Origin of the sequence: Bacillus sp. BS98 (assembly GCF_008432245.1) — a bacterium.
Taxonomy (GTDB): domain Bacteria; phylum Bacillota; class Bacilli; order Bacillales; family Bacillaceae_G; genus Bacillus_A; species Bacillus_A toyonensis.
On the sequence record NZ_CP043830.1, the window covers coordinates 3,760,965 to 3,777,231 of the forward strand.

Consider the following 16,267-nt stretch of genomic DNA (forward strand, 5'->3'; position numbering starts at 1 on the left):
TTCCCCCTAATCCTTTTGAAAGAAAAATGGATTATTTTCTTTGGAAGTACTTTGTTCTTGTTGCGTGCGACTTCCTTGAAACTGTTGAATAACTTGTTGCACACTCCCGATAGCACTCGTCACATTAGCTAAATGATGCTGCATTTGTTCCACATCTAGCTTTTTAAAAAAAGAAAGCATTTGTTCCATCACATCAGCAGTTTTTTCCTCTTCAGTTCGATTGTCTTTTTCCTTCTCTTTTTTATTTTCTTTTACTGAAGAAAAGGCAGGCGCTCCATCAGGTCTATAAGTTGCCCATATTGGATCTTCCTCACCAAGTAAGTACCATTCTTCATAAAATTGCTGCCAAGTTTTTTGACCACTTCTAACGTCATGAACCATTTTAGGGTGATGGTTTACAAATTCTTTAAACTGTTGAACCGATGGATGTAACGGTCCTTTTGTTGTTGGCATAATCCTCACCTCTTCATGTATATCTACTTATATTGTAAGAAAAAAAAGGCGCATGGTTCGCCTATTTTTAGACGATTCATGCACCTTTTTTACACTACTTAAAGTTTCACTTTATTTTCGAATAAAGTTTTGCGTATAAAATTTATCATATACCCCAACACCTAATCCGGTAAATTGTTCATTAAATAAATTTTTTCTATGCCCCTCACTATTTAACCAACCTTGTACCGCCGCAATTCCATCACTATGTTGTGCCGCTATATTCTCACCAGCAAGCTGAAACCCTACTCGTCCTCGTTGTAAACGATCTCCTAACGTACCTAATGTAGGTGAATCATGTGAAAAGTAATTATTGTCTTTCATATCTTTGCTATGTCCAATAGCAACATCTGCTGTTTGTTGATCCCACGTTAACAATGGTAGTTCATGACGACTTCGAATAATATTTGTTAAATCAAAAATTTGTTGCATATTCCCATTCTCTACTTGTTTCATCTTTTCTGGTGTTAATGGTTGTTCTGCTATTAATTCACCTGAATAAACAAGCTGATACGGTCTTTGGCGCAATAACGTTTCATCATCCATATAACGAACACCAACGAGTTCATGTGTGAAATGATCAAAATATAATTGTGCCCATCCATCTTCTACAGGTACTAACGGCTGTTCCATTACTTCCGTATCAGATAACTCAAATTGATAACTATTCTTCCCTCTTTTTAATGAAATCTCATGCGAGAGCGGATTCTTTTTGTATACATCTTCATATTTTTCATTTATATAATAAGGCGGTACCTTAACTTGTTCACCAGCAACATACGCTGTTACAATTTTACGTTCAGCAACTCCAAATTGAACGTACTGATTTAAATCTTGATTGTACACCCACCATTCATAACCGTAAGCAGATGGCTCTATTCGAGCTGGTTCTCCCCACTTTGCCAATAGATTTTCAGAATCTCCACCAATCATATTTAAAACAGTGTCTGAGGAGTCCTCATCGACTTGTTTTTTCTTTTTCACAATTTTATTTTCTTGTTTTGATTGAGATGGGGTTAATATATATTGTGAAACGAGTAATTTCCCGTATAAATCAACAGCTAAAATTAAAAATGTAATCATTACGATACGCAATAATTTCTTCAAACGATATACCTCCTGCACAAAACATAAAATTGAGATATACACAAATCCTTTTATTTCCTTTTTTGTGTGTACCGTACTCTTTTCACTATATCATATTTTCACAAAAAAAGTCTGGATTATCCCTTTTCTCTCAATATGAATTGCACTTTCTTATTATTCATACTATTATAAAAATAATGATGTAACATTAAAAAAGGAGGTATTATATGCAATTTACAAATACGAAATTTAATGGGGCCGTCGTTGATTTATCCCTTTTAACTGAGATTATGGAAAAGAACCATTTTGTACTAGCTGGACAGTGGGATTACGAAAGAGTTACATACGATTATAAATTTGAAATATTAAAGGATATTTATTACTTACGAGTGCGCGGAGTTGCTGTTGAAGGCGACATTGGCAGCAGACACGCTGAAGTAAAACTACTCCCTCCCTTATTAGGAAAACATTATTATCCTCACGGTGTTGAATATGGTGATGATGAGACTTTCCCAACAAATGTACTCCAAAAAAGCGAACAACTCCTACAAAATGTCGAAAAAGAGTTAAAAGCATTTCAAATTATTGAGTAAACCGAACAAGCGCATCAATATGATGCGCTTGTTCTATTTATCTTCCTTAAGAATGAATCGTCTTTTTAACTGGATACCCATAAATGGATCCATCTTTCACTTTAATCTCATCTTCCCAGGGAACTTTATACTTACCTTCAGCTAAATCTTTTACAAACGTATACGGGTTCTCTTTCACTCCACCAGGAGTCGCTACATATCCCCTTGAGCCTAAATTATATATATTATTTTCGAGCCCCCATCCTAATCTAGCCTGATCTGCTAGCTCTGGATATACTTCGGCAGTAACAATCTCCCAAGGGTTTCGGTGCCCCTGCACTAAAGTAGTCCCATCAAAATTACATACTTGTCCTTCACCAAAGTAATAAAATACACCATCATAACCCGCTAAGTTCACTGACAATGTATACATTAAATTTTGCCATGCATTTGAACGATTGGTTAACATCCATTGTTCACTAACTTGTGTGCTATATCCAGAAATACGGATCAAGACATTCGCGCCTTTATAGGCTGCTTCACGGGCTACTTCAGGGAACATGCCATCATGACAAATACAAACAGCTAATTTACTCCCTCCAGGTCCATCACAAACAGGTAAGCCTAAATCTCCAGCTTTCCAAGGCTCGACCGGCACCCAAGGATTTAACTTACGATACTTCAAAATCATTTCACCCTGTGGATCAATAATAATCGCTGTATTATAAGGTTCTCCACCATCAGGATTTCTTTCCATTATAGAAAAAACACCATACACTTCAGATTCTTTACATGCCTCAGCAAATAAGTCTGTTTCTGGCCCAGGCACTGTACATAAAAACTCTTCTGTAGTCCATTTTTTTGTATTGAGCCCTTGTGTACTATATTCGGGAAATACTATTAATTCTAATCCAGGATAACCTGATTTAGTTGAATGAATTGTTTTTATGATTTGTTTAATTTGTTTATCAATGTCTGCACGTGACTCTACTACCGGTACTGGATATTGAATTAACGCTGTTAAAAAACCACTAATCGGCTTTACCATACTTCCGCTACTACCCATTTAAATTCCCCCTTAAAATAGTTCGTGTTTATTAAAGATAACAATATAAATTTGTAACTCTCTAAAAAACTTGCACTACATATGGAATTATTACGCATGAAAGCTAGTAGTAAATTTTATATCCACTTTTAGTACACGCCAACACTAACTTAACACAAAAAGATTGAAAATTCAATCTTTTATAAATACCTAAAGCTAAAACTAAAAAAAAGAAAAAGCATATGGAATCCCATACACTTTTTTACTTAGTCTGTAAATATGGCGGCAATTGTTGCAACTGCTCCTTATCCTTTTCGCGTTCTCTACGCGCCCATTTAAAGAATACATAGCCGATAATCGTACCGTACACTATTTCCTGGACAATTTTCATAATGATACCGCCCGTTTGTTGGTCTTGTACTACTGGCATCCAGTGCAAAAATTCTGGTCCAGTTATATTTAATTCTGATAAAGTTCCCGCAGGTACGCATAGTTCCATCGCTTTCATCCAAGCAGCTGAATCCGTATACGTTGCAAATAACGGTGCAGTTGCAAAAATTATTAATGCACAAGCTGGCGTTAATAATATACCGTTAGCAAACATATAACCAAGTTTCTTTATATCACTTAACGTTTGATATTCTGGTAACGGATTTAACATCGGCCACCACATCATGATTGCCGCAAAAAATAATATAGCGAGGCAAATCGGATGGGCAATTTGACTTTGTTTTACTGCATCAAAAACAACTGGCAAATGATAAAAAGAAAACAGTCCATTAAATACAAACAATGCAATAAGCGGTTTAGCAAAAATTTTCAACACAATCTGAACTAGCTTAAAAGAAGTAATATAACGATATAACCAAACTGGTATACCAAGTAATAATAAAGGCGGAACTGCAATATACATGACTGCCATTTCAAACATATGTGCACTAAATATAATATGGCCAATTAAATCAATAGGTCCACCCTTTACAAAATACAAAAGAACAATTCCAGACGTAAAATAAAAAATTTGCTTTTTACTTACCTTCGTCGCATTTTCAAATCGAGTTCTATATGGTCCAATAATTAAGAAGTATCCAATAAGAATCGAAAGCATAAATAATAAAAAGAATGGACTCCATAAAGCTTGAAAGCCAAATATCCATAAGTTACTCATTGTCACCCCCACCTTCCTAATGGTTATCCTTCCACATAATGTGAAGAGGGGGCTGTGACAACACAAGCCCCCTTATTCTTCACTTTTCAAATCCACACGATTGTCATAAAAGCTAAAATTGTAATTAATCCTATTAACAGGCCAGAATACAGAAAGAAACTTGCAGCCTCATGCCCTTTATGGCTCATATGCATAAAATAATACAATTGAAAAATCACTTGCACCACTGCTAATAGTAAAATAAACGGAACAGAGAAGGTTGGACTAAAAGTTTTTGGATATGCTACCGCTACAAATGCAACTAATGTCAGGAAAATCATTAGCGCAAACGTAATAACTTGGTGCTTCATCTCCTCTGCACTTTTTCTCTTCCGATAAACAAGATCCACCTTAGGATTATTTGTTTGTCTTATCGCCATTGTTTATCCCACCATTCCCATTAAATATACTACAGTGAAAATAAACACCCAAACTACGTCAATAAAGTGCCAATAAATTGATGCAACATAAAACTTTGGTGCGTTGTATAAATTTAAACCACGCTTCGCATTTCTAAAAATTAATGTTAAAATCCAACACAATCCAAACAATACGTGAAGTCCATGTGTACCAACAAGAGCATAAAATGCAGAGCCAAATGCACTACTTCTCATAGTATGCTTAAATTCATGTGTATAATGATAAAACTCATATATTTCAAATCCCAAAAACCCTAAGCCAAGCAACACTGTTACAAGTAGCCAAAGTTGCATTTTCTTAAAATTAAAGTTTTTCATATGGTACATCGCATATACACTCGTTAAACTACTCGTTAATAAAAGCATCGTCATAATGAAAACGAGCGGCATTTGAAACATCTCTTGAGATGTTGGTCCACCATTTGTAGAGTTTTTTAATGCTAAATATGTGCCAAACAAGGAAGCGAACAATACTGTTTCGCCTCCAAGAAATAACCAAAAACCGACAAACTTATTTTTCCCCTCAAGGGTTGCTTTTTCAGGCTCTGCTGGAAATGTTTCATTCGTTAATTTTTCATCTACATGCATTATGCCTTGCCCCCCTTATCCTCTAAATCTTCCTTATGAATATGATATCCATGATCATCGACTACTGAACGAAGGAACATTGCGCCAAATGTAATGATTAAACCAATAATTGCTACTAATAACCAGAACTTATCTTTTCCACCTTGCATATACATTGCACCGAATGCCGCTATGAATAAGCCTAGAGAAATGATAAATGGTGAAAATGAAGCATTTGGCATATGAATATCACCAACTGGTTCCGCCGCCGTCATCTCTTTATTACCTTCACGTTTTTCAATCCAAAACGGATCTAACCCGCGAACAAATGGTAATTGTTTGAAATTATATTCCGGTGTAGGTGCTGGCATTGTCCATTCTAGTGTACGTCCATCCCATGGATCACGACCAGCCTTCTCTTTTGATACAGTTGTTTTTATTACATTGAATAGAAGAACAATCGTTCCAAGAGCCATAAACACAGCTCCAATAGAACTAATCATATTCCCCATTTCCAATCCTTGCCCCTCAAGATATGTGTAGTAACGACGTGGCATACCAATCAATCCAAGGAAATGCTGAATAAAGAATGTTAAATGGAAACCGATAAAGAATAACCAAAATGTTATCTTACCTAATGTTTCATTTAATATTTTATTAAACATCAGTGGCCAATAATAATGAGCCCCTGCAAGTAAACCAAATACAACACCACCGACGATTACATAATGAAAGTGCGCTACTACGAAATAGTTATCATGAAATTGATAATCAGCTGGTGCAGATGCAAGCATAACGCCTGTAACTCCACCCATTACGAATGATGGAATAAAAGCTACCGCCCACATCATCGGTGTTGTAAAACGAATACTTCCGCCCCACATTGTAAAGAGCCAGTTAAATATTTTAATACCTGTCGGAACCGCAATTGCCATTGTCGCAACTGAGAAAATAGCATTTGCAACTGGACCAAGGCCAACAGTAAACATGTGATGCGCCCATACCATGAATCCTAAAAATCCAATTAATACTGTCGCAAACACCATCGATGAATAACCAAATAATCGTTTTTTCGAAAATGTCGCGAAGATTTCTGAGAATATTCCGAAAGCTGGGAGTATAAGAATGTATACTTCCGGATGACCGAAAATCCAGAATAAATGCTCCCATATAATTGTGTTCCCACCTAATGCTGGATTAAAGAAACTTGTTCCAAATAAACGATCTAACATTAAAAGTCCTAATCCTACAGTTAACGGCGGAAAAGCAAATAATATAAGTGAAGATGTTACAAACGTTGTCCATGTAAACATCGGCATACGCATATACGTCATTCCTGGCGCACGCATATTAATGATTGTAACAAGGAAGTTAATACCTCCAATTAATGTACCAATACCTGAAATTTGCAAGCCGAGTACATAAAAATCAACACCATGGCCTTTAGAAGCTAAAGCTAATGATGCATAAGATGTCCATCCTGCATCAGGTGCTCCACCTAAAAACCAACTTAAATTTAAAAATACTCCACCAAAGAAAAATAACCAAAATCCGAGTGAATTCAAAAACGGGAACGCTACATCACGCGCACCAATTTGAAGTGGCACGGCGGCGTTCATAAATGCAAACACGAGTGGCATAGCTGCGAGGAAAATCATTGTTGTACCGTGCATCGTTAATACTTGATTATAAGCATCCCCAACAAGAAAAGCGTTGTTAGGAATCGCTAATTGAAGGCGAATAAATAGTGCTTCTATTCCGCCTATTATAAAAAACAATCCACCTGCAATTAAATAGAGAATGGCAATCTTTTTATGGTCTACTGTCGTTAAATAATCCCATATGACAGCACCCATCCCCTGTTTTTTTGCTACAGAGCTCACGTTTTCAACCTCCCCTTCGCGAATAATCCCTCTTTACTTTTCAATCTTTAACGTTTGTAAGTATGCATTTAATGCATCAATTTGATCATCCGTTAAGTTGCCATATTTACCAGTCATTTTATTTCCTGGCTTCATATTTTCAGGATCTTTCAGCCATTTTTTTAAGTTTTCTTCATTATTTTCGGCAATACCAGCAACCGTATCACGATCAGCAAAGTTCGCTAAGTTTGGTGCGATACGAGCGGAAGGTGGTCTACTATCATTAGATCCAACTGCATGACAACCAATACAGCTTTTATTAAATATTTCTTGGCCCTCTTGCGCCTTTGTTGAAGCTACTTCTTTTTTCCCATCAATCTTCTTCATATCAGCAAGCCATTTTTTGTACTCGCTTTCATCTAAAGCTTTCACTTTAAATTGCATTAAAGAATGTGACGGGCCGCAAAACTCTGTACAAAAACCATTATAAGTGCCCGATTTATCTGCCTTTAACCACATTTTGTTTACATTGTCTGTATTTGTATCCATTTTACCAGCTAAAGATGGAACCCAGAATGAATGTTTAATATCGGCACCCTTCAAATTCAAATACACTTTCTTACCTGTGGGGATAACTAAATCTTGAGAAGTTACTATTTTTTCTGATTTATAAGAAAATTCCCACCAATAAAGATTCGCTGTTACATCAACAACGATCGTATCTTTATCAATATTCTTTTTCTCCATCGCACTTACATCAGCAAGTTTGAATGTATATGTAACCGTCGGAACAGCTAAGATTAGTAAAAGAATAATCGGAATAACTGTCCATATAATTTCTAGTTTGTGATTCCCTTCAACTTGTTCTGGAATATAATCTTCCTGACCTTTCTTTTGTCGGAAACGCACAATTACATACAAGAAAATAATAGTAACTACTAGTACTACTCCTACCATGATCGCACTCGCTAGTAAGAGCAGATCATATTGCATTTTTGCTACTTCTCCTTGCGGAATTAAAGTAGATTGAAAGGCTTTACCGCATCCCCCTAACAGTAAAGCCAGCAGTGAAACGAACGAAAGCAGTCGCCACTGTTTCTTCATACAAACAACCCCCACTTTCCTTGTGAATTAGATTGTACTTTATAGTTAAGTAAAGTAAATCTCAACGTAAAGAAATCCAATTATGTCGTTGTCTTAGAAGAATGTAACTACAATCATTGATACAAATAAGATTGTTAAATAATTTAGGGAATAAACAAACATTTGTACGGACCATTTGATGTCATCCTTCTTACGGAAGCCATAAAATCCTAAAACGATCCATCCGATGTTAAGCAATGTTGCAAGTACCATAAATGTTATCCCAAGTCCACTCATATAAAATGGTAGTGGTAATAAACATACTGTCCAAATCATAATTTGGCGTTTCGTAATTTCAAATCCATGAACTACAGGAAGCATTGGAATTCCTGCATTTCGATATTCATCAACACGTTTCATCGCTAACGCAAGGAAATGTGGGATTTGCCAAATAAACATAATTAAAAATAACATCCAAGCAATTGGATGGCCTAAAGATGGATCAATTGCTGCCCATCCAATTAAAGGTGGAACTGCTCCAGAAATACTACCTACAACAGTATTTAGCGTATACTTTCTCTTTGTCCATAAAGTATATAAGACAACATATGTGAAGGCACCAATAAATCCCATTAATACTGCCATCGGTGTTGTTAATAATAAGAATACAAATCCAAGTAGTAATATAACTAGTCCAAATGTAAGTGCAAAACCTGGTTTATACTTTCCTGTAACCGTTGGACGGGTTTTTGTTCTTTCCATTAACGGATCGATGTCTCGATCAATGTAGTTATTTAAACAACATACCCCTGCCATAATTAATCCGGAACCAACGATTGTAAAAAATAGCTTATCCAGATTGTCCATCACACTTAATCCATTAAAGTGTAACGCCAACCAAAATCCTGTAAATACAGTAAGTGTATTTGAGTTTACAATCCCCATTTTAACGAGCGCTGATAAATCTTGTAACCGAGTTGTTTCGGGTACACTTGTTACAGCTGACTCATCATGCAGCTCACTTGTTGCATGGTTCATCACTTTAACCCCCTCTTAAAACTTTCATCTTTCTTTTTGCGCCTATTTCGAATGAAATAATTCGCTTCTATATAGCAATATTATTACAGTAGAAATATTGTTAACCCATTCTACTACTAATCTACGCCCATACTCCAATATATTAAATCATATTTCCCGAACATTTTGTGAAGAAAACATGAACTTTTTGTGTCGAATATAAAAAAGCTTACTTCTTACTTATCCTTATCATAACATGATGTTACTTTCTATAATAAACTATTTTGTCATATTTAACACGTATTCTCCCCATTTCTTTTCAAAACAGCCTATTTTCCTCCTAAAAATTCCCTTATAAATTCTATTTTCACACCCTTTTTCTCCCCTTTGTCTTCCCCCTCCATTTCTTTGCTATTTTATTATTTTTTATATATCATAGGAACTAGCGCGTTTTATTCTATACATAATGGAATGAAAATATTTCGCAATAACTTCATAGCAGAAAGATGGTGAAAGAGATTGCAACGCTTTATTAAATGGTTAGCAGTCATTACAAGTCTTGATTTATTAGTAGTATTATTAGGAGGCGCTTTAGTTACAAAAACAGGTTCTGGCCAAGGCTGCGGTAAATCATGGCCGCTTTGTAATGGTGAGTTAGTTCCATCTAATTTATCGATGGAAACTATTATTGAACTAAGTCACCGCCTTACATCAGGATCAGCAGGAATACTTGTCACTCTCCTTTGTATTTTATCCTGGAAGTATTATAAACATGTGCGCGAAACAAAAACGTTAGCAATTTTATCCTTCGTATTTTTAGTTGCACAAGCATTAATGGGAGCGGCAGCCGTTGTTTGGGGTCAAATGCCAGCTGTACTTGCTATCCATTTTGGTATTTCCTTAATTTCATTCGCTTCTGTTATTTTGTTAACGTGTCTTATTTTTGAAATTGATCAGAAATTTGATGCACGTTCACTTATTATGGATAAAAAAATGAAATTTCACATTTATGGTGTAACAATTTACAGTTATATCGTCGTCTACACAGGGGCTTTAGTACGTCACGAACGAGCTAGCTTAGCCTGTCCGGACTTTCCTTTATGTAGTAAAAATAGACCATGGCCGACTCAATTACATGAGTGGGTTCAAATGGGGCATAGAGCTGCAGCGATATTAATATTCCTTTGGATACTATACGCAATGATTATTGCTATTCGTCAATATAAGCAACAAAGCGTAGTATACTGGGGATGGATTATTTCCTTTATTCTTGTAACACTTCAAGCTATTGTTGGGATTTTAGTTGTATATACAAATGCTAGTTTAGCAATGGCATTATTACATTCCCTATTCATTTCTTGCTTGTTTGCTGTATTATGCTATTTAGTTATGTTAGGAACAAGAAGTAAAGTGAACGCAAAAGAATCCGAATCAACTTCTAAACAAACAAAATAATTTAAAACTGAAATCCCTTGCCGAATCGGCAAGGGATTTTTTGCAATAAAAAAAGAGCTGTATTTACACAGCTCTTTCCTTATTTTAGTGATCTAATTCAATAAGTAAATCACCCGTTTGAATTGCATCACCATCGTTAACATATACTTTCTTCACTTTACCATTGAACGGCGCTTGAACTGTCGTTTCCATTTTCATCGCTTCTGTAATTGCCATAGAATCGCCTTTTTTCACTTCATCGCCTTCTTTTACAACTACTTTAATAACCGTTCCTGGCATCGTTGCGCTAATATGGTTTGGATTTTCACGGTTTCCTTTCACACGTTGTGCAACTGTTGCTTTCACACTTTCGTCTTTCACAACAATCTCACGTGGTTGTCCGTTAAATTCTAAGTAAAGAATACGATTTCCATCCGGCTGAGGTTCTCCAATTGATACTAGTTTAACCATCAATGTTTTACCTTGCTCAATTTCCACATCAATTTCTTCACCAAGTCTCATACCATAGAAGAATGTCGGTGTATCAAGCACAGATACATTACCATACATCTCAGCAACTTTTTCGTAGTCCATAAATACTTTCGGATATAACGCGTACGCAACTACATCAAAAATCGTTACTTCGCGTCCAAGTTTATGGAATAACTCTTCTTTTAAAGCATCAAAATCTACTGGCTCTAACAATTCACCCGGTCTTACTGTTAACGGCTCTTTCCCTTTTAAAATAATCTTTTGTAATTCTTTCGGAAAACCACCGTACGGTTGACCTAAATCACCAGAGAACATTTCAACAACAGATCCTGGGAAATCCAAAGCATGTCCACGCTCTAAAATATCTTGTTCTGTCAAATGGTTTTGAACCATAAATAATGCCATATCACCAACAACTTTTGAAGATGGCGTTACTTTTACAATGTCTCCAAACATGTCATTCACACGACGGTACATTACTTTCACTTCATCGAAGCGATCTCCTAAACCAACCGCCTTTGCTTGTTGCTGAAGATTACTATACTGCCCACCCGGCATTTCGTGCATATATACCTCTGTGTGAGGTGCATTCATACCACTTTCAAACGGTGCATAGTATTTGCGTACATCTTCCCAGTAATGAGATAGTTTTTCTAATGAATCTATATTAACATCTGGTTGTCTTTCATTTCCGCCTAATGCGTAGTATAGTGTGTTCGCACTTGGTTGTGACGTTTGACCTGCCATTGAACTCACCGCTACATCGACAATATCAACACCCGCTTCAATTGCCTTCGTATACGTTAATATACCGTTTCCGCTCGTATCATGTGTGTGCAAGTGAATCGGAATCGATATTGTCTCTTTTAATGCAGAAACTAAATCGTATGCAGCATTAGGTTTTAATAAACCTGCCATATCTTTAATACCTAATATATGAGCACCTGATGCTTCTAATTCTTTCGCCAAGTTTTTATAATAATTCAAATCATATTTACTACGTAACGGATCATGAATATCTCCTGTATAACACATTGTCGCTTCTGCAATTTTGCCAGTATCTCGTACAGCATCAATCGCAACTCTCATACCTTCTACCCAGTTTAAACTATCAAAAATTCGGAATACATCAATGCCAGCTTGAGCAGAACATTCCACAAATTTTTGAATTAAATTATCTGGATAGTTTTTGTAACCAACTGCGTTTGAAGAGCGAAGTAACATTTGGAATAAAACATTCGGCATTTTTTCACGAAGATCTAGTAATCGTTCCCATGGATCTTCTTTTAAGAAACGATACGCAACATCGAACGTTGCACCGCCCCACATTTCCGCTGAGAATAAGTTCGGTAACATTCTCGCTGTCGGCTCTGCAATTTGATGTAAATCTTTTGTACGAATACGAGTTGCAAGTAGTGACTGATGCGCATCACGGAATGTTGTATCAGTTAAAAGTACACGTTTTTGATCTTGAACCCACTTTACTAATCCATCCGCTCCACGCTCATCCAAAATTTGTTTTGTTCCATTTTGTATCGGCTCTGAGTGTACTACATTTGGTATACGAGCATCCGGGAAAATTGGTTTCTCTTTTTTCCCTACTCCCGGGAAACCATTTACTGTTACTGAACCAATGTAATTTAACATTTTCGTTCCGCGGTCTTTACGTTTCGGGAATAAGAACAGTTCAGGTGACGCGTCAATAAACGACGTATCATATTCTCCTGATAAGAAGTTTTTATGTTTTACTACATTCTCTAGGAATGGAATATTTGTTTTAATACCACGAATACGGAATTCTTTTAAGTTACGTTCCATTTTTGCAGCAGCTTGTTCAAAAGTAAGAGCCCAAGTCGTAACTTTTACAAGTAAAGAATCGTAGTACGGTGTAATAACTGCACCTTGGAAACTATTACCTGTATCAAGACGAACACCAAAGCCACCGCCTGATCGGTACGCCATAATTTTTCCTGTATCCGGCATAAAATTATTTAGTGGGTCCTCAGTCGTTACACGAGATTGGATTGCAAATCCGTGCACAACCACTTCTTCTTGCTTCGGAACACCTACCATTTTACTATGTAATGCATGTCCATCAGCTATTAAAATTTGCGATTGAACGATATCCACTCCTGTAATCATCTCTGTAATCGTATGTTCAACTTGAACACGTGGGTTTACTTCTATGAAGTAAAACTCATCACCTTTTACAAGAAATTCTACCGTTCCTGCGTTTAAATAGTTTACATTTTTCGTTAACTTCACAGCAGCTTCACAAATACGTTGACGCAAATCATCTGAAAGCGAAACGCTTGGTGCGATTTCGACAACTTTTTGATGGCGACGTTGCACAGAACAGTCACGCTCGAATAAGTGAACAACATTGCCTTCTTCATCTGCTAAAATTTGTACTTCTATATGTTTAGGTTTTTCAACGAATTTTTCAACGTATACTTCATCATTACCAAAGGCTGCTTTTGCTTCTGATTTCGCGCGATTATACGATTCTCTTAATTCTTCACTAGCTCGTACTATACGCATACCTCGACCGCCACCACCAAGGGACGCTTTAATAATAATCGGGTAATCATACTTTTCAGCAAACTCTTCGACTTCTTCTATTGAATCTATTGGGCCATCACTACCAGGAATAACCGGAATTTGTGCTAGCTGCGCTTGTGTTCTTGCTTTCACTTTATCTCCAAACATATCTAAATGCTCACTTTTCGGACCAATAAAGATAATTCCTTCTTCTTCACAACGTTTTGCGAATTGGATATTTTCTGACAAGAAACCATATCCAGGGTGGATTGCATCTACATGATTGCTTTTCGCAATCTCAATAATGCCCTCAATATCTAGATAAGCATCAATTGGCTTTTTCCCTTCCCCAACTAAATAGGACTCATCGGCTTTATAGCGATGATAAGAACCGCTATCCTCTTTAGAATAGATTGCAACTGTTTTTAATCCAAGTTCCGAACAAGCTCGAAACACACGAATTGCAATCTCTCCACGGTTAGCTACCAATACTTTTTGAATACGTTGCAGCTTTGTCATGATTTTCCCCCTCTACTTTCCTACCACTCTAGAGATAAAATATATACACACCATAAAAAGCGTGAAGTTCTTCACTTTCCACATTATATTATACTTAGAAAGTTTCACTTTATTTTTATCCATCATACCTTATTTTTTAACAAATGATAAGTTTTCTGTGCAATTTGTTTCACAAAAATAGTATAGCATACCTCTTCCTTTTCGAACAACCTAATTGTATATCACATTTGTTTTAATGTGATATATCTTTTGGATATAAAAACAATTAATATATCACATTTGAAATTACTTTAAATAAAAAAACACATTGTGCTCTACAGCGCAATGTGTTTTTATTTTACAACTACAAGATGCGGTCCACCCTGTTCTCTTTCTTTAACTAACTCATTTTGTTGTTTTTCTTGTCTTTTCACATGACTAGCAATATTCAATAATATCCCCATCGCAAGTAGATTAGCTAACAAGGAACTTCCGCCGTAACTAACAAAAGGTAACGGTACCCCAGTAAGCGGTATTAATCCAGACATACCACCGACATTGATAAACGTTTGAACTCCAAACAAACTTGCAATTCCGATGGCTATTAAACTTCCAAATGGATCTGTACACTTTTGCGCCACTCTAAATGAGCGAATGATAATTAACAATAAACAGATTAAAATGATAGCTACACCTATAAAGCCTAGTTCTTCAGATATAATCGCCATAATAAAATCCGTTTGGGGCTCTGGTAAGTATCCATACTTTTGCACACTATTCCCTAACCCTCTACCATTTAACCCACCTGAAGCAATTCCAATAAATGAATTTACCAATTGGAATCCATCATTTTGAGGATCGTTAAACGGATCCAGAAAAACTGAAAATCGCGCTTTTTGGTATGAACTTAATTTATAATTCCCAATAAAATACAACATTGGGACCCATACTACAGACGTTAATAAGAATCTTTTTATCCATAAATTAACACTAACTCCTGAACAAAGAAACATGATTCCTACCGTTCCCGCAATTAACATATCGGTACCTAAGTCATTTTGCTTTAAAATTAAAAACATGATTAAACCAATACCTAAAAGTACCGGTCCCGATCCTTTGAAAACAGACGTATTTGTTTCTTGCCTTTTCGCAAAAAAATGAGCCAATACGAGAATAACTGTTATCTTTACAAATTCCGCAGGCTGTATTCCAAATATCCATCCATTTGCACCATTTACTTTCTTAGTGAAAAAGGCTGCTGCCGCTAATAAGGCAACACTAGCACCGTAACTTCCCAATAAGAAAATTCGTTTTCTCCACACTTTATATGGGATAATAGCCATAATTATTAATACCATTGTCCCAGCAGCTAAAGTAAGTAATTGTCTTTTAAAAAAGAAATTTGCTGGTTTATCAAACCGCGAAATCGCAACAATGGAACTAGAACTATATACCATTATGACTCCCAGCACACATAAAATAACAAGAGGAAGTAATAATGAATAATCCATTGATTTCCATATTCTTTTCATTTCATTTCCTCTCTCTGTTTCAAATTAATTATTGTTGTATTCCATATGTATATACGTTCTTCCTGCTTTATTATACAAATAAAAAGCTCAAACTGTTTTAGTTTGAGCCCCCTTATTTGAACCCGTTATTGTTGTTTGTTTGTAAATGCTTCATGAAGTGCAGATAACTCACGTTCGAGCTCTCCTAACATTGCTTTCCCTTGCTCTTCTGCAATAAGACCAAGGCGAACCGCAAAATCGACCTCGCGGGATAGTCCAAACATTTGTGTGTCTAAAACTTCTTCATATAATGGACATTGCGGCATTGTAAGATGGTCCATTTGCACCTTAATAAGTCTTAAAATCTTCTCTGCATCCGCTTGTAGAAGGGCTAGTGCCTTTTCCTGATGATTTGAAACTGTCTCAGACGCCAAATTGATT

The 16,267-nt window shown here is 36.2% G+C and carries 14 protein-coding genes; 2 read left to right on the top strand and 12 right to left on the bottom strand.

Going from position 1 to position 16,267, the window contains the following annotated elements; genetic code table 11:
- Window positions 1-6: 6 nt before the first annotated feature.
- Window positions 7-453, bottom strand: coding sequence for a YlbD family protein (locus tag F0362_RS19315; protein ID WP_149889927.1), 447 nt, complete (start codon window positions 451-453; stop codon window positions 7-9).
- 111 nt (window positions 454-564) lie between these two features.
- The gene (locus tag F0362_RS19320) at window positions 565-1,599 is read right to left on the bottom strand and encodes a CAP domain-containing protein (RefSeq protein ID WP_000735382.1); all 1,035 of its coding nucleotides are present in this window, start codon (window positions 1,597-1,599) and stop codon (window positions 565-567) included.
- A gap of 206 nt (window positions 1,600-1,805) precedes the next feature.
- On the opposite strand from F0362_RS19320, the gene F0362_RS19325 reads away from it, so the two are divergent.
- Entirely contained in the window at window positions 1,806-2,171 is a 366-nt protein-coding gene (locus tag F0362_RS19325) for a YugN family protein (RefSeq protein ID WP_001160934.1), read from the top strand.
- Between the two features lie 46 nt (window positions 2,172-2,217).
- Here F0362_RS19325 and F0362_RS19330 read toward each other — a convergent pair whose 3' ends face one another.
- The 7 genes from F0362_RS19330 to ctaB form a co-directional block, all read right to left on the bottom strand.
- Window positions 2,218-3,216: a formamidase gene (locus F0362_RS19330; protein ID WP_000535796.1), complete on the bottom strand. Its 999-nt coding sequence runs from the start codon at window positions 3,214-3,216 to the stop codon at window positions 2,218-2,220.
- Between the two features lie 241 nt (window positions 3,217-3,457).
- On the bottom strand, window positions 3,458-4,363 hold the full coding sequence (ctaG, locus tag F0362_RS19335; RefSeq protein WP_000069006.1) for a cytochrome c oxidase assembly factor CtaG: 906 nt from the start codon (window positions 4,361-4,363) through the stop codon (window positions 3,458-3,460).
- An 86-nt stretch (window positions 4,364-4,449) separates the two neighbouring features.
- A complete protein-coding gene (gene ctaF, locus F0362_RS19340; protein ID WP_001007827.1) occupies window positions 4,450-4,782 on the bottom strand; it encodes a cytochrome c oxidase subunit IVB in 333 nt (110 codons plus the stop codon).
- A 3-nt stretch (window positions 4,783-4,785) separates the two neighbouring features.
- The gene (ctaE, locus tag F0362_RS19345) at window positions 4,786-5,409 is read right to left on the bottom strand and encodes a cytochrome c oxidase subunit III (RefSeq protein WP_000557861.1); all 624 of its coding nucleotides are present in this window, start codon (window positions 5,407-5,409) and stop codon (window positions 4,786-4,788) included.
- Window positions 5,409-7,244, bottom strand: a complete 1,836-nt coding sequence (gene ctaD, locus F0362_RS19350; RefSeq protein WP_170957719.1) for a cytochrome c oxidase subunit I — start codon at window positions 7,242-7,244, stop codon at window positions 5,409-5,411. The genes ctaE and ctaD overlap by 1 nt, the downstream gene beginning before the upstream one ends.
- A gap of 60 nt (window positions 7,245-7,304) precedes the next feature.
- The gene (coxB, locus tag F0362_RS19355; RefSeq protein ID WP_000745270.1) at window positions 7,305-8,354 is read right to left on the bottom strand and encodes a cytochrome c oxidase subunit II; all 1,050 of its coding nucleotides are present in this window, start codon (window positions 8,352-8,354) and stop codon (window positions 7,305-7,307) included.
- 93 nt (window positions 8,355-8,447) lie between these two features.
- Window positions 8,448-9,371, bottom strand: coding sequence for a protoheme IX farnesyltransferase (ctaB, locus tag F0362_RS19360; protein ID WP_001015063.1), 924 nt, complete (start codon window positions 9,369-9,371; stop codon window positions 8,448-8,450).
- 498 nt (window positions 9,372-9,869) lie between these two features.
- On the opposite strand from ctaB, the gene ctaA reads away from it, so the two are divergent.
- On the top strand, window positions 9,870-10,805 hold the full coding sequence (ctaA, locus tag F0362_RS19365; RefSeq protein ID WP_001188753.1) for a heme A synthase: 936 nt from the start codon (window positions 9,870-9,872) through the stop codon (window positions 10,803-10,805).
- Between the two features lie 84 nt (window positions 10,806-10,889).
- On the opposite strand, the gene pyc is transcribed toward ctaA, so the two are convergent.
- From pyc to F0362_RS19385, 3 genes are all read right to left on the bottom strand, one after another.
- Entirely contained in the window at window positions 10,890-14,336 is a 3,447-nt protein-coding gene (gene pyc / locus F0362_RS19370) for a pyruvate carboxylase (protein WP_000164045.1), read from the bottom strand.
- A gap of 332 nt (window positions 14,337-14,668) precedes the next feature.
- Window positions 14,669-15,847 (bottom strand): FtsW/RodA/SpoVE family cell cycle protein, encoded by a 1,179-nt coding sequence (locus tag F0362_RS19380; RefSeq protein ID WP_000822961.1) that lies wholly within the window; start codon window positions 15,845-15,847, stop codon window positions 14,669-14,671.
- A gap of 125 nt (window positions 15,848-15,972) precedes the next feature.
- Complete coding sequence (locus F0362_RS19385; RefSeq protein WP_000135695.1) at window positions 15,973-16,260, bottom strand: Fpa/YlaN family protein; 288 nt, start codon at window positions 16,258-16,260, stop codon at window positions 15,973-15,975.
- Window positions 16,261-16,267: the final 7 nt, after the last annotated feature.